Source organism: Streptomyces sp. MST-110588, from assembly GCF_022695595.1.
Classification (GTDB): Bacteria; Actinomycetota; Actinomycetes; order Streptomycetales; family Streptomycetaceae; genus Streptomyces.
This window is the reverse complement of sequence record NZ_CP074380.1, coordinates 4272580-4294200: the sequence shown is the minus strand read 5'-3', so window position 1 is coordinate 4294200 and position 21621 is coordinate 4272580. Positions and strand designations below refer to the sequence as shown.

The following is a 21621-nucleotide window of genomic DNA, read 5'->3' as shown; positions in this document are numbered from 1 at the left end:
CGGCCATGAACGGGGAACGGGCTCGCGGTCCGTCCGGCGCACCCGGCGTCCCCGGTCCGGGCGCGTCGGACGGTCCGGCGGCGGGCGGGGAACGGAAGGGTTACCGGCCGCCGAGGCTGCCGCCGACGCTTCCGCCGCCGCTCCCGCCGCTCCGCGTGCCGGCCCCGTTCTTGTAGAGCGAGATGATCTTGCAGAAGTCGAACGGGTGCTGGTCGACGCAGGTGCAGCGGTACAGGTCCTTGCAGCCCGAGCCGATCTCGCAGCGCGGCACCACGTCGGGGTTGTTCTGGTTGTGGTCGCGGGTGGCGTCCCAGCCGGTGAGCGCGCCCAGCTTGTGCTCGTGGGCGAACTCGACCAGCTCCCGCATGTCCTCCAGCGTGAAGCACCTGCCGTTGATGTGGTACCCGAACATCGGACAGGCGCCCAGGCGCTGCCAGACCTTCTCGGAGGACCAGTTCGGCCACAGCGTGGAGACCTGCGCGTGCATCGCCTTGAGGCCGATGATCGTGCACTCGCCCGCGTCCGGCGGGGCGCCCTGGCCGAACTCCATCAGCATGCCGTTGATCAGGCCGGGTTCGATGCCCGCCTCGGCGATGGTCTGGAGGAGCTGGAGGCCGTGCGGGCTGAAGCCCGCCGAGCCCTCGGTGAGCTGGGCGTCGGCCGGGAGCGTGTAGGAGACCTTGAGCCTGGGGTGGCTGGTGAGAATGTGCGCTATTGCCGCCGTGTGCCGCAGATGGGCTTCACGGTTCGACACGAACGCGCCCTCGAAGTCGAAATCGAGGTGCGTCAACTGGTAGTTGGCGATGACCCCTTCGTATTCGGCGATGATCTTCTGGACGCTCTCCTCGACGGCCTCGATCGGCTCACCGGAAGCGCCGCCGAAGGAGAACACCACCTTTCCGCCGGCGGCCCGGAACGCCGCGATATCGGTCTTTCCGTGGGAGCTCTTGTCGGCCTGCCATTCCTCGCCCGCGATACCGCCCCAGGCCAGTTTCCGCGACGGGCTGGCGACCAGGAACCCGAGCATGAAGCCGTCCATTCCGGACTGCTCGGCGTACTGGCTGATCTGCGGGTTGGGCCAGGCCATGTAATCGACGTACGGGGCACGCGGGACGTCCCACGGCCCGGCGTCGGGAATCCGGTCCGTCGTGGTGAGGTCGAGTTGCTGGGACAGGCCCGAGCGGTTCCCGGCGAGATCCACCGCCTCCACCTGTACGCGGTAGTCGGTGCTGGGCGTGAGCATCCGCAGTTGCACCGAGGGGCCGGTCACCCGTACCACCGGCACGTCACCGGAACGGTGCACGTCGTAGCCGGCCACGGCAACGTTGTCGCTGGACGGATCCCAGGCCACCGTGGCCTGGGTCGCGCCGACGACCTCGGCGCGCAGGTTCGTCGGCACGCTCGGCGGTTCCTTGTCCTCCGGCGGCACGGCGTCGGCGCCGTCGACCTTGAAGTCGCGCGGCAGCGGCCCCGAGCCGGGCGCGGAGCGGCTGATGCCCAGGGTGAAGCTCTGCGAGCCGCCCGCCGGGACCGTCCGCTTCTCGGGGACGAAACGGCCGGTGATGAGGTCGCCGTCGCGCGTCCACACCAGACCGTAGTTGTTCGTGGTGGTCTGGTCCGCGTCCACCCGGAAGGAAATCTCCGGGTCGACCACCGGCTCCTGCCCGTAATTGCTGACCGTGACCCGTACGACGGAATACCACTGCCCTTGCTGCTGCCATTCCGCCACGGCGTACACACGCTGGTCCTGAATCGCCATGTGCGCCCCTTGAATTGGTGTCGGCTCGATTAGGGCCGGTTCTCCCCCGGTCGGAGGGGAATCTAGGCAACCCTAAGTAGCCTGACAAGGGGGCCGTACGGGGCCGGTGCGACGCCGTACCTTTTTGAGCCAGTGGTTCAGCCTTCATGCAGCACAAGGCTGTTCGGCATTTCCGTTCCGGGTGGTGCGAACGGTGAATCGCGTCCTGGCGGTACGGGTGGTGGATTCCCGGCGACGAGGGAAATCACCTCACGGACGGGACGCGTGATGCGCGGTCGTGTGGTGTGGGGTCGTGTGGTGTGTGGTCGGATTGCGCGTTCGCATGATGTGCCTTGTCGGGGCGTGCGTTCTTGCGGCGTGCGTTCTTGGGATGCACATAGCCTGGGGCCGTGTCGATCATCCGCTCCGTCACCCTCTTCGTCCTCGCCGCGCTCTTCGAGATCGGCGGCGCCTGGCTCGTCTGGCAGGGCGTACGCGAGCACCGGGGCTGGGGCTGGATCGGCGCGGGGGTGCTCGCCCTGGGCGCGTACGGCTTCGTCGCCACCCTCCAGCCGGACGCGGACTTCGGGCGGATCCTGGCGGCGTACGGCGGTGTCTTCGTCGCCGGGTCGCTGGCCTGGGGCATGGTCGCCGACGGCTACCGGCCCGACCGCTGGGACGTCGCCGGCGCCCTGGTCTGTCTCGCCGGCATGGCATTGATCATGTACGCCCCTCGGGGCCGCTGACACCACGTTCAGTACGTTGTTCCTCGTACGTCAGACCGCCACGCTCAAGGAGTTGTGCTGCCATGTCCGAGTCCGACGCCGTTCTCCCCCAGCCCCTGTCCCCGGACGCGCCGGTCGCGGTGGTCACCGGCGCGAGCAGCGGCATCGGTGCCGCGACCGCGCGGCGGCTGTCGGCAGCCGGTTACCGGGTCGTCCTCACCGCTCGCCGCAAGGACCGTATCGAGGCCCTGGCCGCCGAACTGCCCGGCGCCCGGGCCTACGCGCTCGACGTCACCGACCGCGCCGCCGTGGACGCCTTCGCCGCCTCCCTCGGAACCGAGGGGGCCGAGAGGTCTGAGGGGGCCGAAGGGGCTGAGGGGGCCGAGGGCACCGGCGGCGCGGTGAAGGTGCTCGTGAACAACGCCGGCGGCGCGCTGGGCGCCGACCCGGTCGCCACCGGCGACCCCGCCGACTGGCGCGCGATGTACGAGGTCAACGTGCTGGGCACGCTCAACATGACGCAGGCCCTGCTCCCGGCCCTGACCGCCTCCGGGGACGGCACGGTCCTGGTCCTGTCCTCCACCGCGGGCCTGGGCACGTACGAGGGCGGCGGTGGCTATGTCGCCGCCAAGCACGGCGCGCACGTCATCGCCCAGACGCTCCGCCTGGAGCTGTGCGGGCAGCCCGTACGCGTCATCGAGATCGCCCCGGGCATGGTCAAGACGGACGAGTTCGCCACCACCCGCTTCCGTGGCGACACGGCCAAGGCCGCCAAGGTGTACGAGGGCGTGGCCGAACCGCTCACCGCCGAGGACGTCGCCGACACGATCGGCTGGGCCGTCACCCGGCCCCCGCACGTCAACATCGACCTGCTGGTCGTACGGCCGCGCGCCCAGGCATCCAACACCAAGGTCCACCGGGACCTTTGATCCCCGTCCCGGCGAACTCGGCCCTCCCGAGATTCTTGCGAGGTTCTTCCGGGGTTCTCCCGAGCCGGCCTCCGGAGCCCGTCCAAGGGCTTGCGCAACCACTACGCATGAAGCACTATGTTCGGAGTGGTTGCGCAAGCCCCAGTGGCGCGCGGCCATCCGCATCGCCTACGGAAACCGAGGATCGACTTTGCGCAAGCTCACCTACTTCATCGCCTGCTCGATCGACGGCTTCATCGGCGACCCGAGCGGCGACGCTTCCTCGATGTTCTCCTTCCTGGACGAGGAATACCTGGACTACATGAGGGCGGAGTACCCGGAGACCGTCGCGGCCCAGGGCCGGGCGGCGCTGGGCTTCGAGGGCCTGGCGAACCGGCGGTTCGACACGGTGATCCAGGGACGGGGCAGCTACCAGTTGGGGCTGGACATCGGCGTCACCAGCCCGTACGGGCACATGCGGGAGTACGTCGCCTCCCGGTCGCTCACCGAGTCCCCCGACCCGAACGTCGAGCTGATCAGCGGCGATCTCGTCGCGAAGGTCCGCGAACTCAAGGCGGAGGACGGCGGGCTGGGGATCTGGCTCTGCGGGGGCGCGCAGCTCGCGGGGCAGCTCCGCGACGAGGTCGACGAGCTGGTGATCAAGACCTATCCGCAGGTGTACGGCTCGGGCATGCCGATGTTCGGCTCGGACTTCGCGGTCACCGACTATGCGCTGGAGTCGGTCCGCTCCTTCAGCAACGGCGTACTCGTCCGGACGTACAGCCGCCGCCACTGACCCAAGTCCACGCCCCGGCAGGGTACTTGGGGACAGACGCCAGGGTGGCCGGCACCACCCCCGACCGGGTGTTCCGGCCCCGTGTGCCCGCGTGCTCGTCCGACGACAGTGGGGCCATGTCCCACACCGACGACCACGGCCACGTCAACAAGACCGCCTCTCCTGCCGCTTCCACCACACCAGACCCTCCGTTCCCGGCACGCAAGCGCCGCCGCCGGACCTCGTGGCGGCTGCTCGCCATCGCCGCCGTCACCCTTCTCGTCACGGCCCTGGCCCTGCGCGCCTACATCCCGCCCGACATGCGGACCAGCCGCGTCCCGCCCCGCAGCGACCTGCACTACACGCTTCTGCTCGCCCATATCTTCACCGCGTCGCTGGCGGCGGCGGCCGGCTGCGCCCAGTTCTGGCCGTGGCTGCGCCGCCGCCACCCCGCCGTACACCGCTGGACCGGCCGTGCGTACTTCTTCGCCGGTGTCTTCCCCTCGGCCCTCATCGGCGTCCCGGTCGCCCTGCTCGCTCCGACCGGAGTGAGCAATCAGCTCGCCCTCGGCACCCTGGACGTCCTGTGGGCCGTCACCGGCGTCGCCGGCTACCGCGCCGCACGGCAGCGCCGTTACGCCGCGCACCGGACATGGATGATCCGGAACTTCGCCGTCACGCTGGTGGCGATCAGCTCACGCGTCCTCCAGCCCGTCATCGAGCACCTCGTGGCGGCCCGGATGGACGACCGGGTGTCCTACGCCGGCGACCCGCTCGCCGCCGCCCACGACGTGGCGAGCGCCGGCGCCTGGCTTCCCATCATCGTCAACCTCGTGATCGCCGAAGCCTGCATCCAACGCCGCCCCGCGAAGCGCCCACGCCCCTCCCCTCAGACGCCATAACCCCCGCCGGCCTCGCCCCCTCCCTCGTCTCCCCCCACCCCTCCCTTCTCCTTCCCTCTCCCTCCTCCTTCCCTCTCAGTCCCCCGAAGGCCGCCAGGCCGCGGCCCGGCGGGCGGCCACCCGCCCGCACGCCGCCGCCACCGCTCCTCCGGCCGCCACCACCACCGCCGCTCCCGCCCCGAGAAGCCCGGCCGACATCCAGCCGCCCTTCCCCAGGTTGATCAGCAGACCGCCGAGCAGCGCCGCGACCGCCACGCCAGCCACTCCCACCGCGCCCAGCGGCACGGCCAAGTTCCAAGCCGCGATACCGCGGTAATACCGCCGGTCGGTACGGAAGGTGGCCAGCGGCCCCAGCGCCTTGGCCTGCTCCAGGAAGATCCCCGCCGCACCCAGCGCCCCCGCCGCGACCAGCGCCGCCAGCCCGATGAGTACGACGTCCATCAGCCAGCGGACCTGCGCGGCCTGAGCGGCGGCGCCCATGTACCAGCCCTGCCCGGGAGCCGATATCAACGGTCCTATGAGATGGGCGTACGCGGCCTGCTTGATGCGGTCCACAGCGGCCGGTCCGCCGCGGTTGACGACGATCAACCCGTCCGCGACGTCCTCGCCGCCCTCCGGTGCCCGGCAGGCACACACCGAGGCCACGGGCGCGCTCGTCATTTCCTGGCCGCCGAACACCTCCTTCCCCATGGGCGTGAGCTGCCCGAAGACCTCCCGTACGGGCCGTGGCCGCGCGGGGCAGGACGTCATCCGGCCCAGCGCTTCCAGGGCACGGCACCGGCCGGTCAGCCGGACCCGCGGGTCGCTCTCGGAAGTCCCCGGCTCCGGCGAGTAGCGCAGGGTGACGTCCGCGCCCACCGCCCGTATGAAAGCCGGTACGGTGCCCGCGTCGTCCCGGGAGCGCACCTGGACCAGCTCGCCGCCGGCAGCCCCGGCACGGGCCCGCGCCGCCTCCAGCGGACCGGCGAGCTGCGAGGTGAGCACCTGGCCGATGGTGACGACCCCCAGCCCGACGACCAGCGCGGCGCTCAGCCGGGCCAACGTGGCCGGGCGCGCCGCCAGCCACCGGCCCGCGACGATCCGGACCGGGTCCCCCTTGGCGCGGCCCCGCACGGCGATGGCCCGCCCCAGGACCCGCGCCACCCGGGCCGCCGCGTACGGGAGAGCCACCAGCGCCACCACGGAGCCCGCCACGAAAGCGGACCGCCCGAAGACGCCCCGCTCCTCGGACCCCCACGCCGCCACGACGAGCCCGGCACCGAACAGCACGGGCACCCAACGGGCCCGGCGGGCACGTGCCTTGACGGGACGGTCGGCGGGCCGGGTGCCACCGGAGGGTGGCCGCCGTATGCCGGCCAGGACCGTCAGCAGGACCAGCCCCAGGAGCACCCCGAGGGCGACCAGCGGCAACTGGGGCAGCGCGGCCCGCAGATCGCGCGACCAGACCTGATACCCGGTGAAGGGCAGGGTCGGCGTGGTCAGTGACACCGAGCCCAGCACCACCGCGGCGGCCAGCGTGCCGGCCCCTAGGGGCGCCCATGCCTCGCCCGCCAGGACCAGCGCACGGGTGGGTGTCGGCGCGCCGAGCGCGTCCAGCAGCGCCAGCCGCCTGTCCCGTATCTCCGCCCGGCTGCGCACGGCGACCAGGACGAGGGCGGCACACGGCAGCGCGGCCATGAGGAGGACCACGATGTCCAGTTCCGCCAGGCCACGGTCGAACTGGTGGCTGCTCACGAAGAACATCGGGAACAGCGAGCGGTCGGCGTCGCCGAAGCCGCTGATGTAGGAGCTGGGTTCGTGCGTCTTTCGGAAGTAGTCGGGTTGCCGGGGATTGACGTACGCCACCAGCTCGGCCGCGTCGGCGAGTCCCTCCTGCCCGATGGTGCCCGCCGGCGTGCCGTAGCGGTCGCGCACGTCCGCGGCAGCCGCGAGCAGTGCGGGCGACACATAGGCTTCACCGGGCCGTGGCCACCGGTCCAGTCCCGGGGGCGGCGGGGCGCCAGGCCGCAGGGACCGCAGGAAGACCACCGTCGCACCACGGTCCCCCACCTGGTCCGGCCGCTCCCACCACCGCGCCACGGCCCGCGCCGACTCCCCCTGCGCCACCGGGACGGGATTACGGGCGGCCATCCGCTGATCGCGCTGCTCATGGACGGTGTGGGCGGCCACCAGGAACCACAGGGTCACCAGCGTGAGGAACGCGGCGCACGCCAGCGCCGCCCGGTGCACCCCGCCACCCGTCCCACGCCCCACCCGCCGTCCCAGCGCCAGAGCCAGCCGCGCCCGCTCGGGGCCCGTCATCGGCCGACCGTGCCGTCACTCGACGCGGACGAGGCGGGCGCGGCGGACGACGCGGGCGAGGCAGGAGCCGCGGAGGCGGAGGCCACTGCGGAGGAGGCCACGGCGGAACGTAAGAAACCGTCCCGAGCAGCATGCAGCCGCCCGTCGCGCAAGGTCAGAGCCCGCTCGGCCCGCGCCGCGATGTCGGGATTATGAGTGACCACGACCAGCGCACACCCATAACGCGCGGGCAGCGAGAAGAGCACCTCGGCGACCGTGTCCGCCGCCGTGCCGTCCAGCGAGCCGGTGGGCTCGTCGGCGAGCACCACCCGCGGCCGGCCGATCAGCGCCCGCGCGACCGCCACCCGCTGCCGTTCGCCACCCGACAGCGTCCCGGTCTCCGCGTCCCGTACGCCGTCGACCCCGAGCGCCGCCAGCAGCTCCCGGCCCCGCGCGTACGTCTCCTCGGCGGGCCGGCCCGCCATGAGGGCCGGCAGCGCCACGTTCTCCGCCGGAGTGAGTTCCGGGAGGAGTTCACCGAACTGGTACACCATCCCGATGCTCCGTAACCGCAGCGCCGCCCGGCGCCCCGCGGACACTCCGGTGACGTCCTCCCCGGCGATCCGTACGGTCCCCCGCGACGGCACGATCAGCCCCGCCAGACAGCCCAGCAGCGTGCTCTTCCCGCACCCGCTGGGCCCCGAGACCGCCACACTCTCGCCACACTCCACCCGAAGGTCCAGCGCCCGCAGGATCGCCCGCCCTCCGGCCTCGTGATGCAGCCCTAATGCCTCGATGCCACCCGGCCCGTCCCCGCCCGTTCCCATCCGCCCACCCCATGTGCGTCCGTACGCCGAAGAACTCCTGCACCGACGAACGCCCGACGAACCCCGCAAGCGCCGGACACCACGCGCGTCAGCCACCGACAATCATGCCCGCAGCCACTGACAACCGCCTCGGCAACGCACAGCAACGTCAGCAATACGGTGCGAGCAAGGCAACAACAGCGATGCGACGTCAGCAATGCGGCGTGAGCAAGGCAAAGTGCCCCGGACCGCATCCGGTCCGGGGCACAGCGTCCGTACAGGCGAAGGCACCGCACCTCAGCCCTTCACGCACACCACCTGCTTGAGCTTGGCCACGACCTGCACCAGGTCCTTCTGCTGATCGATGACCTTCTCGATCGGCTTGTAGGCGCCCGGGATCTCATCCACGACACCGGAGTCCTTGCGGCACTCCACACCACGCGTCTGCTCCTCCAGGTCCCGGGTGGAGAAGCGCCTCTTCGCGGCGTTGCGGCTCATCCGCCGGCCGGCGCCGTGCGAGGCCGAGTTGAAGGACGCCGCGTTGCCCAGGCCCTTGACGATGTACGAGCCGGTGCCCATCGACCCCGGGATGATGCCGTAGTCGCCGCTGCCGGCGCGGATGGCGCCCTTACGGGTCACCAGGAGGTCCATGCCGTCGTACCGCTCCTCCGCCACGTAGTTGTGGTGGCAGGAGATGACCGGCTCGAAGACCGGCTTGGCCTTCTTGAACTCCTTGCGGACGACGTCCTGGAAGAGCGCCATCATGATCGCACGGTTGTGCTTGGCGTACTCCTGTGCCCAGAAAAGATCGTTCCGGTACGCCGCCATCTGCGGGGTGTCCGCGATGAAGACGGCGAGGTCGCGATCGACCAGGCCCTGGTTGTGCGGCAGCTTCTGGGCCTGGCCGATGTGGTACTCGGCCAGTTCCTTGCCGATGTTCCGGGAGCCGGAGTGCAGCATCAGCCAGACCGTGCCGGTCTCGTCCAGACAGAATTCGATGAAGTGGTTTCCGCCGCCGAGCGAGCCCATCTGCTTCACGGCCCTGTCCTGACGGAATTTGACCGCTTCCGCTACGCCGTCGAAGCGCGCCCAGAAGTCGTCCCAGCCGCCCGTGGCGAAGCCGTGCAGCCGTCCGGGGTCGACCGGCGCGTCGTGCATGGCGCGCCCGACCGGGATGGTCTCCTCGATCTTCGCGCGCAGCCGGGAGAGGTCGCCGGGCAGGTCGTTGGCGGTGAGCGAGGTCTTCACGGCGCTCATACCGCAGCCGATGTCGACGCCGACCGCCGCCGGGCACACCGCGCCGTGCATCGCGATCACCGAGCCGACCGTCGCGCCCTTGCCGTAATGGACGTCCGGCATCACCGCCAGGCCCTTGATCCATGGCAGCGTGGCGACGTTGCGGAGCTGTTGCATCGCCCCGTCCTCGACCGTGGACGGGTCCGTCCACATCCGGATCGGCACCTTCGCGCCGGGCACTTCGACGTACGACATAACTTCCTCATTCCCCCGAAAAGACATGAAACGCAAAAAACCGGGCAAGGCGCCCGATTCAGGACCACGGACCGGCGTGCGCGGCAGTACGTGCGATAGACATTGTGGTCACCGGCCGCCGCTCGGCGGCAACCAGATTTCCTACGGAAGGAGCCGGTTACGGTGCAGCGAAGGCCGTTCCCACCGGGTGTACCGGCCGCCGTCACGGTCGCCGCCGTCGCACTCGCCGCCGCGACGCTCACCGCCTGCTCCGGCGGCTCCACCACCGGAGGCGGCGCCCAGGACACCAAGAGCGGCGACTCGACCGCCTCCGCCCAGGCCGCCGAGCCCGGCAAGTACCAGACCCTCCCCGACGCCTGCACCAGCCCCTCCAAGAGCACGCTGCGCGGCATGCTGCCCGGTGACGGCACCGGCGGCTCCCCTGACGCGGACAAGGCGTACGAGGGCCAGGCCGACGTCACGTACGACACCAACCGGCGGGTGGGCTGCCGCTGGAAGCGCGAGACCCCCCAGGGATCGCGCCATCTCTCCATCGACTTCCAGCGCGTGGTCTCCTACGACGCCGCCGTCAGCGACGACGACAAGGCGCAGGAGCTGTACGGCAAGAAGGAACTGGCCGCCGAGATCCCGTCCGCCTCGGCCACGCCGTCCGCCCCCGCTTCCGGCAGCAAACCGAAGGCCGGGGACGGCGGGAACAGCGGGAACGACGGGCAGGCGGGCGGCCAGGACGGTACCGGGGCGGGCGACGGCGGCGACAACGGGGGCCAGGACGGCAAAGACGGAGGTAAGGGGGCGGACAGCAAAGACAAGGACAAGGACAAGGGAGCCGGCGGAGCGTCCGGCGCCTCCACCGCCCCCCGCGTCCTGGACGGCCTCGGTGACGCCGCCTTCCTCAACGACAAGCTCTTCACCGGCGACTCGGGCGTGCACCGTGACGTCACCGTCGTCTTCCGGTCCTCCAACGTCATCGTGACCGTCGTGTACGACCAGTGGTCCTCCGACAAGACCCGGCTGCCCGACAGTCAGGACCTCCAGGACAAGGCCCAGTCCCTGGCCCAGGAGCTCGCCGAGCACATAAGCGAATAGTTCCGGCACCGGCCGATGGCTCCATTTCCCCGACAGTTCCCCGGCATTTCCCCGGCTCGCCCGGCGAGTAACCGTGTGAATCAGCCACCGGCCGTCATCGGCCGCGTACCGTGCCCCCTAGCCAAGCCGCAGCACGACGAACAGCGAAGGAATCATGCACCGTTCAGCCAAGCGCCTCACCGGCCTTCTCGCCTGCGCAGCCGTACCGGTGATGCTCGTCGCCGGCTGCTCCGACTCGGACAAGAAGGACGCCGGCCCCGAAGCCTCCAAGACCGCGGCGCCCAGCAGCAGCAAGGGAGGCGGCAACGGCAGCAGCGCGCCCGGTGTCGCGCCCGCCAAGTACAAGAAGCTCCCCGACCCCTGCGCCGCCGTGTCCAAGGACACGATCAAGAAGCTGCTGCCCAAGGCGGAGGACGAGGCCGGCACCCGCGGCAAGTCCTCGGACGCCTCGGCCCGCGGCTACTGCTCGTGGAAGAGCTCGGACAACCAGGGCCTGAAGGGCACCCAGTACCGCTGGATGGACATCCGCTTCCACCGGTACGACTCGGACCCGACCGTCGGCTCGGGCGACAAGCGCGCCACGGACTTCTACAACAGCCAGATCGACACGGCCAAGGGCACCCCGAACGCCAAGAACGTCAAGACCTCCAAGGCCGACGGCGTCGGTGACGAGGCGACCTCGGTCACGTACGACCTGAAGAAGGACGACAACGACTTCAAGAACCAGACGGTGGTCAGCCGTCTGAACAACGTGGTCGTCACGCTCAACTTCAACGGCTCGGGGCTGGCGGGCGCCAAGGCGCCGGACCGCGACGAGATGCTGAAGGACGCGCAGAACGCCGCGAAGGAGGCCGTCGCGGCGGTCGCCAAGGCGAACCGGTAGCCCGTCCGGCCGCACTCGTACGCAGCCGCACTCGTACGCAGCCGCAGCCGCAGCCGTACCCAAACGCCATCGGCCCCGGAGATCGTCCTGATCCCCGGGGCCGATGCGTACATACAAACCTCAGGCGTACATACGGACCTCAGACGCGCATACGGACCTCAGGCGCGCATACGGACCTCAGGCGCGCCCCACCGATCGCCTCACGCCCCCAGCAGCTTGCGCACCCGGTCCGCCCCCACCGCCAGCAGCAGCGTGGGCAGCCGCGGCCCGGTGTCCCGCCCGACCAGCAGGTGGTAGAGCAGCGCGAAGAACGACCGCTGCGCGACCTTCAGCTCCGGCGTCGGCTTGGCGTCCGGCGTCAGCCCGGCCTGGATCTTCGGTACGCCGTAGACGAGCGTGGTCAGCCCGTCCAGCGACCAGTGGTCCTCCAGGCCCTCCAGCAGCAGCCGCAGCGATTCGCGCGCCTGCTCGTCCAGCGAGGCCAGCAGCTCCGCGTCCGGCTCCTGGCGCACGATCGTGCGCGACTCGGCCGGCACCTGGGTGGCGATCCAGTACTCCGCCTTGTCGAGCCGGGGCCGGGTCTCCTCCAGGGAGGTGACCGGGTTGGCCGGGTCCAGCTCGCTCAGGATGCGCAGCGTCTGCTCGTCGTGGCCGCCGGTGATGTCCACGACGGACGCGAGCGTGCGGTACGGCAGCGGGTGCGGCGTCCTGGGCAGCTCACCGGCCGCCGTGCCGGTCGCCCGGTTGTACGCGGCGATGTCGGCGGGCTGCGCCGTACCGTCCGTGATCTTGCGCTCCAGCGCGTCCCACTCGTCGTACAGCCGCTGGATCTCCTGGTCGAAGGCGATCTTGAACGCCTGGTTCGGCCGGCGGCGCGCGTACAGCCAGCGCAGCAGCGGCGCCTCCATGATCTTCAGCGCGTCACCGGGAGTGGGCACGCCGCCCTTGGAGGAGGACATCTTCGCCATGCCGCTGATGCCGACGAAGGCGTACATGGGACCGATGGGCTGCGCGCCGCCGAAGACCTCGCGCACGATCTGCCCGCCGACCACGAAGGACGAGCCGGGCGAGGAGTGGTCCACACCGGACGGCTCGAAGGTCACGCCCTCATAGGCCCAGCGCATCGGCCAGTCGACCTTCCAGACCAGCTTGCCGTGGTCGAACTCCTTCAGGAGCACGGTCTCGCTGTGGCCGCAGGCGGTGCAGGTGTACGCCAGCTCGGTGCTCTCGTCGTCGTACGAGGTGACCTGGGTCAGGTCCTTGTTGCAGACGGTGCAGTACGGCTTGTACGGGAAGTACTCCGCACCGGCCGCGCTGCCGTCGTCCTCGCTCGCCGCGCCGGAGCCCTCCGCGGCGTCCAGCTCGGCCTGGTCGACCGGCTTCTGCTGCTTGGCCTGCTGCTTGCCCTGCTGCTGGCCGGCCTTCTTCGGCTCCCCGGTCGCCTTGTCCTTGGTCCGGTAGCGGTCCAGGACGGCGTCGATCTGCGTACGGTGTCGCATCGCGTGCAGGATCTGCTCGCGGTACGCGCCGGAGGTGTACTGCGCGGTCTGGCTGATGCCGCGGTACTCCACGCCCAGCTCGGCGAGCGCCTCCTCCATGGCGGCCTTGAAGTGCTCGGCCCAGTTCGGGTACGCCGAGCCGGCCGGGGCCGGCACCGAGGTCAGCGGCTTGCCGATGTGCTCGGCCCAGGACTCGTCGATGCCCGCCACACCGGCCGGGACCTTGCGGTACCGGTCGTAGTCGTCCCAGGAGATGATGTGGACGCACTCGTGGCCACGGCGGCGGATCTCGTCGGCGACCAGGTGCGGGGTCATGACCTCGCGGAGGTTGCCCAGGTGGATCGGGCCGGAGGGGCTCAGGCCCGAGGCGCAGACGATGGGTTTGCCGGGGGCACGACGCTCCGCCTCGGCAATGACCTCGTCCGCGAACCTGGAGACCCAGTCGGTCTCGGTGCTCTGAGCCACGATCGGCACGTCCTTCTTTCTCGTAAGGCTGACGCTTGATTCTCGTAAGGCTGGCGCCTGTCATTCTCCCAGACGGGGCGGGGCACCTCCCGCGTTGCTCCGCCGTCGCCCGTCCTGGCCTCCGGGCCCTCGCCGCGCAGGGACCCGTGTGAGAAACGTACGAGAAAACGGGTGGCGGCACCGTGGGATAATTACGTCGACTCACCTCAACCTCTACAGGAACGGCCCCACCTCATGGCTTCGGTCCCTTCCCTCGCGGCTACGGTCAACCAGCGCGTCGCGGACGCCCTCTCGGCAGCCCTGCCGGAGGCCGGCGCGGCCGACCCGCTGCTGCGACGTAGCGACCGGGCCGACTTCCAGGCCAACGGCATGCTGGCGCTGGCCAAGAAGCTCAAGGGCAACCCGCGCGAGCTGGCGGGCAAGGTGGTGGCGGGCATCCCCACGGGTGCCGCCGGTGACGTGATCAAGGAGATCGAGGTCTCCGGCCCCGGCTTCCTGAACATCACCGTCTCCGACGAGGCGATCGTCCGGACGCTGGCCGCCCGCGCCGAGGATGACCGTCTGGGCGTTCCGTACGCGGACAAGCCGGGCACGACGGTGATTGACTACGCGCAGCCGAACGTGGCCAAGGAGATGCACGTCGGACACCTGCGGTCCGCCGTGATCGGCGCGGCGATGGTGGAGATCCTTGAGTTCACCGGCGAGAAGGTGGTCCGCCGCCACCACATCGGCGACTGGGGCACCCAGTTCGGCATGCTCATCCAGTACCTGATCGAGCACCCCCACGAGCTGGACCACAAGAGTGAGGACGAGGTCTCCGGTGAGGAGGCCATGTCCAACCTGAACCGCCTCTACAAGGCGTCCCGCGCGCTGTTCGACTCCGACGAGGAGTTCAAGACGCGGGCCCGGGCGCGGGTGGTCGACCTCCAGGCGGGCGACGAGGAGACCCTCGCCCTGTGGCGCCGCTTCGTCGACGAGTCGAAGATCTACTTCTACTCGGTCTTCGACAAGCTCGACATGGAGATCCGCGACCCCGACATCGTCGGCGAGTCCGGATACAACGACATGCTGGAGGAGACCTGCCGGCTCCTGGAGGAGTCCGGTGTCGCCGTCCGCTCCGAGGGCGCGCTGTGCGTCTTCTTCGACGACATCAAGGGCCCGGACGACAAGCCCGTACCGCTGATCGTCCAGAAGTCCGACGGCGGCTACGGCTACGCGGCCACCGACCTCTCCGCGATCCGCGACCGCGTACAGAACCTGGGCGCCGACACCCTCATGTACGTCGTGGACGCCCGGCAGTCCCTGCACTTCAAGATGGTCTTCGAGACCGCGCGCCGGGCCGGCTGGCTGAACGAGGACGTCAAAGCCGTCCACCTCGCCTTCGGCACCGTCCTGGGCAAGGACGGCAAGCCGTTCAAGACCCGTGAGGGCGAGACGGTCCGCCTGGCCGACCTCCTGAACGAGGCCGTGGAGCGCGCCACCGCCGTCGTGCGGGAAAAGGGCGAGAAGATCGGCCTGAGCGAGCAGGAGATCACCGGGAACGGCGTGCAGGTCGGCATCGGCGCGGTGAAGTACGCGGACCTGTCCACCGCCGCCGCCCGTGACTACAAGTTCGACCTGGACCAGATGGTCTCGCTCAACGGTGACACCAGCGTCTACATCCAGTACGCCTACGCCCGTACGCGGTCCATCTTCCGGCTCGCCGGAAGCGCCGCGCCCAAGGCCCACCCGGAACTGGCGCTGGCGCCGGCCGAGCGCGCGCTGGGCCTGCACATCGACCAGTTCGGGGAGACGGTGACCGAGGTCGCCGCGTCCTACGAGCCGCACAAGCTGGCCGCGTACCTCTACCAGCTCGCCTCGCTCTTCACGACCTTCTACGAGCAGTGCCCGGTCCTGAAGGCCGAGGGCGGCCAGGAGCAGATCGAGAACCGCCTGTTCCTGTGCGAAGTGACGGCGCGCACGCTGCACCGGGGCATGGCGCTGCTGGGCATCCGGACGCCCGAGCGCCTCTGAGGCTTGGCTGCTGCTTGAGGCCCCTGATGTCATGTCAGGGGTCTCACAGGGGTCGGTCAGGGACTTCCCCGATGTAGGTGTGATCTTGCCCGAGGAGACTCGGTGTCAGTTCCAGAAGGGTTCATCGCTCTGGAAATCGCTGACAACCGCTGTTCCCCGGTAGGAGATCTCATGCGCCGTTCCTCGTCCCGGTCCCGGTCGCGGTACCGGCCCCAGTCCCTGGCTCTGGCCCTGGCTCCGGCCCTGGCTGCTCTGACGGCCGCCACCGTGGCGCTCGGAGCGGTCGCGCCCGCCGCCCAGGCGGCCGGCTCGGGCAAGGCGCGTGAAGGGCTGAACCGTACGGCGCTGCGCGAGGCGATCGCGATACGTCCCGGCGGCGGGGTCGCGGACGTCGTGGCCCGGGTCAGCAAGGACGGGGAGTCCTGGCGGGGGACCTCCGGCGACGCCGTCACCGGCAAGCGGGTGAAGGACGACGCCCACTTCCGCATCGGCAGCATCGCCAAGACCTTCGAGGCGGTGGTACTGCTCCAGCTCTCCGCCGAGGGCAAGGTGGACCTCGACGAGACGGTGCAGCACTACCTCCCGGGTCTGCTGCCCGACTCCTACGATCCGGTCACCGTCCGCCAGTTGCTCAACCACACCAGCGGGCTGCCGCAGGACTTCGAAGGCGCACCCGCACCGGCCCCGGGTGAGACGGTCGACAAGCGCCACGACTACTACACCTTCGACCAGGTGATCGAGCAGACGCTGCGACCCGAGGGCCGGCCTGCGCCCACGCCGCACTTCAAGCCCGGGACGAAGCAGGAGTACAACTCCTTCGCCTACCGCGTCGCGGGCAAGCTCATAGAGGAGATCACGGGCCACTCCCTCAAGCGTGAATTCACCACCCGCATCCTGAAGCCGCTGAAGATGCGGCACACCTCCGCGCCGGGCCGCGACGTACGGCTGCCGCGCCCGTACCTCCCCGGCTATGCGCCGGACGGCCGGGGCGAACTGGTCGACGTCAACGAGCAGGGCGGCAACCCCTCCAGCATGATCTCCACCACCGCCGACCTCGACCGCTTCGTCACCGGACTGTTCAACGGCCGCCTGCTGCGGCCCGCCCAGGCCGCCGAGCTGCGCACCCTGCCGCGGGACGCCGACGGCAAGCTGCTTCCCTACACGAACAACGCCAACTGCAACATGGGCCCCGACAAGGGATCGGCCTGCTACAGCGTCGGCCTGATGTCCTTCCCGCTGCCTAACGGCAAGGTGCTGTGGGGCAAGACGGGAAGCGACCCGGGCTATACGAGTGGGGTCTTCGCCACCCCGGACCTCAAGTGGCGCGGTATCTACGCAGGGGGCACGGCCGCCGCCGACAACAGCGCCGCCTCCGCCACCGGCATCCGCATAGCCCTCGCCGCCTTCGCCGGACCGGCCCCGGCGAAGAAGCCCTGACCGGTTTCTGACGGCCCCTGGTCCACCGGAATCCGTACGCGGAGACACCGGAGAGGAGAGCCGGTCCTTACCCCGTGGCCATGGGCGGCCACCCGGCGCCCACCCGGTACCCGGCCTCGCGCCCCCGCACCCCGCGCTTCACGGACACGGGGGCGGCCGGGCGCCGGGGCGCGGGGTTACGGTCGGGGGCGCGGGGATACGGTCGTCAGGTACCTTCCGGGCGCCAGACGTTGAGGTCGTATCGGTAGGTGTAGACCGGGCGCCCCTTCATCCCACTCGTACGGAACGGCCGGCCGTGGTCGTCCAGGCGCAGCGTCCCGCGGCGGTCACCGCTGCTCCACTCCAGCTCCAGATACCAGCTCACGTCGTTGAGGTCGGTGTGCGCGTCGACGTCCAGCACCTGGGGGTCGCTGCTGGACACCTTGTACGGGAAGTCCGTGGCCGGAATCTTCTTGTCGCCCTGCATGCCGGCGACCGGGCGGGGCAGTGGGGCGGCGGCGTCCAGGGCGACGTCGAAGGCGGCCGGGGTCAGCCCGCCGCCGCAGCCGGCGTCCATGTTGTACATCGCCCCGCTCGCCGGCGCCCGGCGCCCGGTCACCCGTACATGCAGAGCATGCAGCACCACGGCCCGTTCGCTCTTGCCCTGCACCGCCAGCGCTATCCGCAGATGGCCGGCGGCCACCGCGCCGAGGGCGTTCGCCCAGCCACGGGTGCCCTGCTCGGTGGGCGGCGGGGGCACTTCGGCAGGCGGCTTGTCGAGGAGGAACCAACGGCCGCAGCGGTCGTCCCAGTTGTTCATCCGTACGTCGACGGTCAGCGGCACGCCCTGCTCGTCGTCGCCTCCCTCGTCGCCGCCGCTCTGACCGCCGTCCTTGGGCCGTCCGTCCCCGGCGGCGGGGACGGACTCGGGCTCGGGCGCGGAGCCGGACGGGCCCTCGGAGGGGCCGGAATCCTTCTTCGTACCCGCATCGGCCTTCTTCGCCACGCGGTCCGTTGCCGAGGTGGCCTGCGGCGACCGGCTGACAGCTCCGTCCGGGACCGGACCCTGCCCGCTCACCGACGCCCGGTCGGCCCGTGTGGCGGCGGCGGACCGCTTGCCGGAAACGTCTGACCCGTTCACCATGAACGGTACGGCGAGCGCCACAACCGCCGCCCCGGCGAGCGGAAGCCACAGCTTCTTGGGAAGCGTCCGCCGAGGTGACAGGACGGCAGGGAAAACGGCGACACCCGACGCACCCCCGACCGCCCCGCCCCCGACCGTCGCGTCCCGGCCCACCGCACCATCACCGGCCACGCCGCCATCGTTGGCACTGTCACTGTCACCACTGTCATCGTTGCCACTGGCATCGATCGTGCTGTCATCGGTAGCACCGCCGGCCGGCACCCCTCCCTCGGGAGAGGCTTCACCCCGGACAGGGTCATCCGCCGCAGCAACCGGCGCGGGACCGTCGGCCCCGGACACAGGTGCGGGACCGTCGGCCCCGGGCGCAGGCGCGGGATGCGTACCCGGCTTACGTCCCCGCGTCGCGTCGGCGAGGATCCACCGACGGTGGAGTTCGACCAGCTCCTCCGGGCTCGCCCCGCAGACCCGGGCGAGCCGTTCCACGGGCGCGTACTCCACGGGTACCGCGTCACCGTTGCAGTAGCGGTGCAGCGTGGACGTACTCATGTGCAGCCGCTTGGCCAGGACACCGTAGCTGCGTCCCGACTTCTCCTTGAGCCCCCGTAGCAGCGCCGCGAACTCTTCCGTCTCGGACGTCATAGCCGCTGTTCCTCCCCCACCCCGTCCCGGAACCGCGTTCCAGGAAAGCCTCATTCCCCCTGGTCAGCGTACGCGGAATCGTTCCAGCGTCCCGAATGAACCGGCATGTGTGGCCGCCGGGACGAAGCGTCGCCCAGTGTGTGGACACCGAACGAGCGCCTGACCAGGGAGCAGCCGATGCGGACCCGTTTCCGCTCCGAACTCGAAATGGCCGACGTCGTGGCACTGGCCGTCCTCATCATCTGTGCCGCGATCGTCACGACCCTCCTCCGCACCACCTGACCGGACACCACACAACTGGAGAACACCCATGCGCTCTCTCCTCACCGGCACCGGCTCCCGCACGGCCCGTATCGCCGCCTCCGTCACCCTGGCCGTCACCGCCCTCTCCCTGTCCGCCTGCCAGAGCGGCAGCGACGCCAAGAAGACGGACGCCGCACCTGCCCCCTCCGCAGCCGCGCCGGACCACTTCCCCTCCCCCGGCACGGAGAGCGCACAGAACGTCCGATACGCACAGGCCAAGCGCGACTCTCAGGTGCCCCCCGCCAAGAACGTCACCGCCCGCGCCACCACCCATTCCACCGCCCGTGCCACCACCTGCACCGCGGCCAACGCCAAGCTGACCGTGTCGCGCGTGACCCGCCCCATCAACCACCTGCTGCTCACCGCCACCAACACCGGCTCCACCCGCTGCGACCTGTACGCGTTCCCCTTCCTCCGCTTCGACGACGCCCAGGCCCCCACCCCGCCCGTGAAGGACAGCACGCCGCAGGCCGTGGTGTCCCTGGAGCCGGGCGCGTCCGGTCACGCGGGCATCCGCCTCTCCAGCGCCGCCGGCGAAGGCGGTCACGGCAACAAGGTCCGTAACCTCACGGTCTACTTCGCCGACCGCTCCGGCGGCTCCACCGGTGCCCCCGCCCGCCTCGCTCTCCCCAAGGACACCCACCTCGACGACTCCGCCGAGGTCACCTACTGGCAGACGACTCCGGACGACGCCCTGAAGTGGTAATCCCACTCACCCGACCGCGGACCCCTCGGGAGCACCGCCAGGCCCCCGTACGCAGGAAACCGACCGGCCCGGAGCTGATGTTCTACCTGTGGCTGTCGGCCGGCATCATCACGGCGTACATACTTCTGCTGCTCTCCACCCAGCTCCTCCAGCTCCCGGCCCCCACACCATCGCCGCCGCGCTGATAGCGGCTGTCGATCGTCGCGCTGCTGGCACCGGCCGAATGGGTGGAGTTCGGCTTCCTCCGGGACACGATCGACACCAGTGACTCCGCCCTGTCCAAACAGGTCTCCGCCCTGGCGCCCTCCAACGCATCGTCACGATCGCCCAGTCATCACCGCAACATCCCACCCCGCACAACGAAGACTGAGCCCTCCCCCCTCACGGCACGAAGATCGGACTCCCGCCCGCTCCGCCCCCTCTCCCCAACTCAAACCAGATCAACTTTCCACCCACCCCGAACGCCCCCGCCCCCAACGAGAACCCGCCATAGCTGTCGGCACAGAGCCGCACCAGTCCCAGCCCCCGCCCCGCTTCCGCCTCCGGCGCAGGCGTCGGCGCCCCGTCAAACACCGGCAGCTCCGGGTTCCCGTCCCACACACTGACCCGCAACCGCTCCCCCACCCGCTTGACCCGCACAGACGCACCCCCCTTGGCATGCCGATGCGCATTGGTCACCAACTCGGACGCCAACAGCTCCGCCGTGTCGGTCAGTTGCTCCTCCCCGTGCTCCTCGAGAATGAGCCGCAGCACGCGCCGCGCGACACGCGGAGCAAGCGAGTTGTCGGGGATTTCGAGCGCGTATTCCCAGTCACCGGACATGGAAGTCTCCGATACAAGCGGGCAGTTGACGCCACGCGGTAAGTGACGCGATACACACCGTAGCGGAGTCGGTTAGATGCATTTCACCGAACTGCCAGAATCTATCCCCCTGGTGCAAGGGAGTCCGCCACGGCAGACTGCTCGCCAACGAAAAGAGAGGGCTCATGGCACCGAGGACGACCCCGACCGCCCGCCAGCAGCGCCTCGGAGCGGAACTCCGCAAGCTGCGTGAGAAGGCCGGCCTGACAGCCCGCGAAGCGGGAGCACTACTCGGTGGCAACCAGGCACGCATCAGCAACATCGAGACCGGACGCATCCCCGTGAGTGCGGATCGCATACGAACGCTCGCCTGTAACTACGACTGCCAGGACAAGAAGCTGATCGACGCCCTGGCGTCGATGCCCAGCGGACGCACCCGCCACTGGTGGGAGGAGTACCGAGGTGTTCTTCCGCCCGGCATGCTTGATCTGGCCGAGCTGGAGCACTATGCGGTCGAGCTGCGAACCGCACAGACTTCCAGCATTCCCGGCCTCCTCCAGACCGTGGCCCATGCGCGCGTCGTCTTCGAACAGAGTTTCCCGCCCTTGCCGCCGCCGGAGATCGAGCACCGCGTCTCACATCGCATCAAGCGGCAGGCCGTGCTGTTCCGGGATTCTCCGCTCCCGTACACAGCGATCATCCATGAGGCGGCGCTTCGTATGCAGTTCGGCGGGACGGAGGTCACCCGCGCACAACTGGCTCACATCATGGAGATCAGCGAGCGGGAGAACGTCACCGTCCTGGTGATCCCGTTCACCGCCGGGGCCTTCCCGGGGTCGGGCCAGACCTTCAGTTACGCAAGGGGCTCCATCCCACAGCTCGACACCGTCCACTTGGATCAGTCACACGGCGTGGTCTTCCTCGACGCCGAAGCCCAACTGCTCAAGTACCGCGGCATCATGGATAGGGTGCAGGCAGTCTCGCTCAGTGCGGACAGCTCGCGTGACTTCCTCCGCAGTATCCTCCGCAACCTTTGATCAG

18 protein-coding genes and 1 pseudogene are annotated in these 21621 nt (G+C 70.1%); 12 read left to right on the top strand and 7 right to left on the bottom strand.

The window, feature by feature from the left end; all coding sequences use genetic code 11:
- Positions 1-100: 100 nt before the first annotated feature.
- Positions 101-1759 (bottom strand): fibronectin type III domain-containing protein, encoded by a 1659-nt coding sequence (locus KGS77_RS18865; protein WP_242583447.1) that lies wholly within the window; start codon positions 1757-1759, stop codon positions 101-103.
- 389 nt (positions 1760-2148) lie between these two features.
- On the opposite strand from KGS77_RS18865, the gene KGS77_RS18860 reads away from it, so the two are divergent.
- The 4 genes from KGS77_RS18860 (at position 2149) to KGS77_RS18845 (ending at position 5048) form a co-directional block, all read left to right on the top strand.
- Entirely contained in the window at positions 2149-2484 is a 336-nt protein-coding gene (locus KGS77_RS18860; protein ID WP_242583444.1) for a YnfA family protein, read from the top strand.
- 62 nt (positions 2485-2546) lie between these two features.
- A complete protein-coding gene (locus KGS77_RS18855) occupies positions 2547-3392 on the top strand; it encodes an SDR family oxidoreductase (protein WP_242583442.1) in 846 nt (281 codons plus the stop codon).
- Between the two features lie 190 nt (positions 3393-3582).
- Positions 3583-4167 (top strand): dihydrofolate reductase family protein, encoded by a 585-nt coding sequence (locus KGS77_RS18850; RefSeq protein WP_242587554.1) that lies wholly within the window; start codon positions 3583-3585, stop codon positions 4165-4167.
- Positions 4168-4283: 116 nt separating this feature from the next.
- Entirely contained in the window at positions 4284-5048 is a 765-nt protein-coding gene (locus KGS77_RS18845; protein ID WP_242583440.1) for a DUF2306 domain-containing protein, read from the top strand.
- Positions 5049-5123: 75 nt separating this feature from the next.
- On the opposite strand, the gene KGS77_RS18840 is transcribed toward KGS77_RS18845, so the two are convergent.
- The 3 genes from KGS77_RS18840 to KGS77_RS18830 form a co-directional block, all read right to left on the bottom strand.
- Positions 5124-7349 (bottom strand): hypothetical protein, encoded by a 2226-nt coding sequence (locus tag KGS77_RS18840; protein WP_242583438.1) that lies wholly within the window; start codon positions 7347-7349, stop codon positions 5124-5126.
- Positions 7346-8155 (bottom strand): ABC transporter ATP-binding protein, encoded by an 810-nt coding sequence (locus KGS77_RS18835; protein ID WP_242583436.1) that lies wholly within the window; start codon positions 8153-8155, stop codon positions 7346-7348. Before KGS77_RS18835 ends, KGS77_RS18840 begins: the two co-directional genes overlap by 4 nt.
- A gap of 276 nt (positions 8156-8431) precedes the next feature.
- A complete protein-coding gene (locus tag KGS77_RS18830; protein ID WP_242583433.1) occupies positions 8432-9625 on the bottom strand; it encodes an RtcB family protein in 1194 nt (397 codons plus the stop codon).
- Positions 9626-9787: 162 nt separating this feature from the next.
- On the opposite strand from KGS77_RS18830, the gene KGS77_RS18825 reads away from it, so the two are divergent.
- Positions 9788-10711 carry a hypothetical protein gene (locus tag KGS77_RS18825; RefSeq protein WP_242583431.1) on the top strand — a complete coding sequence of 308 codons (924 nt, stop codon included), beginning with the start codon at positions 9788-9790 and terminating at the stop codon, positions 10709-10711.
- A 154-nt stretch (positions 10712-10865) separates the two neighbouring features.
- The gene (locus tag KGS77_RS18820) at positions 10866-11594 is read left to right on the top strand and encodes a DUF3558 domain-containing protein (protein WP_242583429.1); all 729 of its coding nucleotides are present in this window, start codon (positions 10866-10868) and stop codon (positions 11592-11594) included.
- Between the two features lie 200 nt (positions 11595-11794).
- On the opposite strand, the gene lysS is transcribed toward KGS77_RS18820, so the two are convergent.
- Entirely contained in the window at positions 11795-13561 is a 1767-nt protein-coding gene (gene lysS, locus KGS77_RS18815; protein ID WP_242587553.1) for a lysine--tRNA ligase, read from the bottom strand.
- Between the two features lie 231 nt (positions 13562-13792).
- Here lysS and argS point away from each other — a divergent pair, with 231 nt between their 5' ends.
- Both argS and KGS77_RS18805 read left to right on the top strand, forming a co-directional pair.
- Entirely contained in the window at positions 13793-15571 is a 1779-nt protein-coding gene (gene argS / locus KGS77_RS18810) for an arginine--tRNA ligase (protein WP_242583426.1), read from the top strand.
- A 171-nt stretch (positions 15572-15742) separates the two neighbouring features.
- Positions 15743-17008: a serine hydrolase domain-containing protein gene (locus KGS77_RS18805; RefSeq protein WP_242583423.1), complete on the top strand. Its 1266-nt coding sequence runs from the start codon at positions 15743-15745 to the stop codon at positions 17006-17008.
- A gap of 205 nt (positions 17009-17213) precedes the next feature.
- Here the strand turns inward: KGS77_RS18805 and KGS77_RS18800 are convergent, their stop codons facing one another.
- Positions 17214-18770 carry a helix-turn-helix transcriptional regulator gene (locus tag KGS77_RS18800; protein WP_242583419.1) on the bottom strand — a complete coding sequence of 519 codons (1557 nt, stop codon included), beginning with the start codon at positions 18768-18770 and terminating at the stop codon, positions 17214-17216.
- A 310-nt stretch (positions 18771-19080) separates the two neighbouring features.
- On the opposite strand from KGS77_RS18800, the gene KGS77_RS34660 reads away from it, so the two are divergent.
- The 3 genes and pseudogenes from KGS77_RS34660 to KGS77_RS18785 form a co-directional block, all read left to right on the top strand.
- Complete coding sequence (locus tag KGS77_RS34660; protein WP_277994242.1) at positions 19081-19779, top strand: DUF4232 domain-containing protein; 699 nt, start codon at positions 19081-19083, stop codon at positions 19777-19779.
- Positions 19773-19964 (top strand): hypothetical protein, encoded by a 192-nt coding sequence (locus KGS77_RS18790; RefSeq protein ID WP_242583416.1) that lies wholly within the window; start codon positions 19773-19775, stop codon positions 19962-19964. Before KGS77_RS34660 ends, KGS77_RS18790 begins: the two co-directional genes overlap by 7 nt.
- Positions 19965-19970: 6 nt before the next feature.
- Positions 19971-20081: pseudogene (locus KGS77_RS18785) on the top strand (transcriptional regulator); the annotation flags it as partial.
- A 79-nt stretch (positions 20082-20160) separates the two neighbouring features.
- On the opposite strand, the gene KGS77_RS18780 reads toward KGS77_RS18785, so the two are convergent.
- Positions 20161-20601: an ATP-binding protein gene (locus KGS77_RS18780; protein WP_242583413.1), complete on the bottom strand. Its 441-nt coding sequence runs from the start codon at positions 20599-20601 to the stop codon at positions 20161-20163.
- Positions 20602-20765: 164 nt separating this feature from the next.
- Between KGS77_RS18780 and KGS77_RS18775 the strand changes: the two genes are divergently transcribed.
- Positions 20766-21617 carry a helix-turn-helix transcriptional regulator gene (locus KGS77_RS18775; protein ID WP_242583410.1) on the top strand — a complete coding sequence of 284 codons (852 nt, stop codon included), beginning with the start codon at positions 20766-20768 and terminating at the stop codon, positions 21615-21617.
- Positions 21618-21621: the final 4 nt, after the last annotated feature.

What these genes read in the sequence shown, in the direction of transcription:
- KGS77_RS18835 (WP_242583436.1), bottom strand. Translation starts at nt 8,155, where the DNA reads ATGGGAACGGGCGGGGACGGGCCGGGTGGCATCGAGGCATTAGGGCTG.
- argS (WP_242583426.1), top strand. Translation starts at nt 13,793, where the DNA reads ATGGCTTCGGTCCCTTCCCTCGCGGCTACGGTCAACCAGCGCGTCGCG.
- KGS77_RS34660 (WP_277994242.1), top strand. Translation starts at nt 19,081, where the DNA reads ATGCGCTCTCTCCTCACCGGCACCGGCTCCCGCACGGCCCGTATCGCC.
- KGS77_RS18800 (WP_242583419.1), bottom strand. Translation starts at nt 18,770, where the DNA reads ATGACGTCCGAGACGGAAGAGTTCGCGGCGCTGCTACGGGGGCTCAAG.
- KGS77_RS18865 (WP_242583447.1), bottom strand. Translation starts at nt 1,759, where the DNA reads ATGGCGATTCAGGACCAGCGTGTGTACGCCGTGGCGGAATGGCAGCAG.
- KGS77_RS18845 (WP_242583440.1), top strand. Translation starts at nt 4,284, where the DNA reads ATGTCCCACACCGACGACCACGGCCACGTCAACAAGACCGCCTCTCCT.
- KGS77_RS18805 (WP_242583423.1), top strand. Translation starts at nt 15,743, where the DNA reads ATGCGCCGTTCCTCGTCCCGGTCCCGGTCGCGGTACCGGCCCCAGTCC.
- KGS77_RS18775 (WP_242583410.1), top strand. Translation starts at nt 20,766, where the DNA reads ATGGCACCGAGGACGACCCCGACCGCCCGCCAGCAGCGCCTCGGAGCG.
- KGS77_RS18840 (WP_242583438.1), bottom strand. Translation starts at nt 7,349, where the DNA reads ATGACGGGCCCCGAGCGGGCGCGGCTGGCTCTGGCGCTGGGACGGCGG.
- KGS77_RS18780 (WP_242583413.1), bottom strand. Translation starts at nt 20,601, where the DNA reads ATGTCCGGTGACTGGGAATACGCGCTCGAAATCCCCGACAACTCGCTT.
- KGS77_RS18855 (WP_242583442.1), top strand. Translation starts at nt 2,547, where the DNA reads ATGTCCGAGTCCGACGCCGTTCTCCCCCAGCCCCTGTCCCCGGACGCG.
- KGS77_RS18830 (WP_242583433.1), bottom strand. Translation starts at nt 9,625, where the DNA reads ATGTCGTACGTCGAAGTGCCCGGCGCGAAGGTGCCGATCCGGATGTGG.
- KGS77_RS18820 (WP_242583429.1), top strand. Translation starts at nt 10,866, where the DNA reads ATGCACCGTTCAGCCAAGCGCCTCACCGGCCTTCTCGCCTGCGCAGCC.